The following is a 1,473-nucleotide window of genomic DNA, read 5'->3' on the forward strand; positions in this document are numbered from 1 at the left end:
CGCTACAGCTTCAGCGCCCTGAAGGACCGCCATAATGCCGTTGAGGTGAACTGGATTGACCCGAACAACGGCTGGGAGACGGCGACAGAGCTTGTTGAAGATACGCAGGCCATTGCCCGTTACGGTCGTAATGTCACGAAGATGGATGCCTTTGGCTGTACCAGCCGGGGGCAGGCACACCGCGCCGGGCTGTGGCTGATTAAAACGGAACTGCTGGAAACGCAGACCGTGGATTTCAGCGTGGGCGCAGAAGGGCTTCGCCATGTGCCGGGCGATGTTATTGAAATCTGCGATGATGACTATGCCGGTATCAGCACCGGTGGTCGCGTGCTGGCGGTGAACAGCCAGACCCGGACGCTGACGCTCGACCGTGAAATCACGCTGCCATCCTCCGGTACCACGCTGATAAGCCTGGTTGACGGAAGTGGCAATCCGGTCAGCGTGGAGGTTCAGTCCGTCACCGACGGACTTAAGGTGAAAGTGAATCGGGTTCCTGACGGCGTTGCAGAATACAGTGTGTGGGGGCTGAAGTTGCCGACGTTGCGTCAGCGCCTGTTCCGCTGTGTGAGTATCCGTGAGAACGATGACGGCACGTATGCCATCACTGCCGTGCAGCATGTACCGGAAAAAGAAGCCATCGTGGATAACGGGGCGCACTTTGACGGCGACCAGAGCGGCACGGTGAATGGTGTCACGCCGCCAGCGGTGCAGCACCTGACCGCCGAAGTCACCGCAGACAGCGGGGAATACCAGGTGCTGGCGCGCTGGGATACGCCGAAGGTGGTGAAGGGCGTGAGCTTTATGCTTCGCCTGACCGTGGCAGCGGATGACGGCAGTGAGCGGCTGGTCAGCACGGCCCGGACGACGGAAACCACATACCGCTTCACGCAACTGGCGCCAGGGAACTACAGGCTGACAGTCCGGGCGGCAAATGCCTGGGGGCAGCAGGGCGATCCGGCATCGGTATCGTTCCGTATTGCCGCACCGGCAGCGCCGTCGCGGATTGAGCTGACGCCGGGCTATTTTCAGATAACCGCCACGCCCCATCTTGCCGTTTATGATCCGACGGTACAGTTTGAGTTCTGGTTCTCGGAAAAGCGGATTGCGGATATCAGGCAGGTTGAAACCACAGCCCGCTATCTTGGCATGGCGCTGTGCTGGATAGCCGCCAGTATCAATATCAAACCGGGCCATGATTATTACTTTTATATCCGCAGTGTGAACACCGTTGGCAAATCGGCATTCGTGGAGGCTGTTGGTCAGCCGAGTGATGATGCATCCGGCTATCTGGATTTTTTCAAAGGCGAGATAGGGAAAACACATCTGGCTCAGGAGCTGTGGACGCAGATTGATAACGGTCAGCTTGCGCCTGACCTGGCTGAAATCAGGACGTCCATTACGGATGTCAGCAATGAAATCACGCAGACCGTCAATAAGAAACTGGAAGACCAGAGTGCAGCGATCCAGCAGATA

At 57.9% G+C, this 1,473-nt stretch carries 1 protein-coding gene; it reads left to right on the plus strand.

Annotated elements, in window-relative coordinates; all coding sequences use genetic code 11:
- Positions 1-1,473, plus strand: a 1,473-nt coding sequence (locus tag A7098_RS22695; RefSeq protein ID WP_198599198.1) for a phage tail protein, incomplete at both ends; no start/stop codon positions are given.

Source organism: Escherichia sp. MOD1-EC7011, from assembly GCF_002965005.1.
GTDB classification, from domain to species: Bacteria; Pseudomonadota; Gammaproteobacteria; order Enterobacterales; family Enterobacteriaceae; genus Escherichia; species Escherichia ruysiae.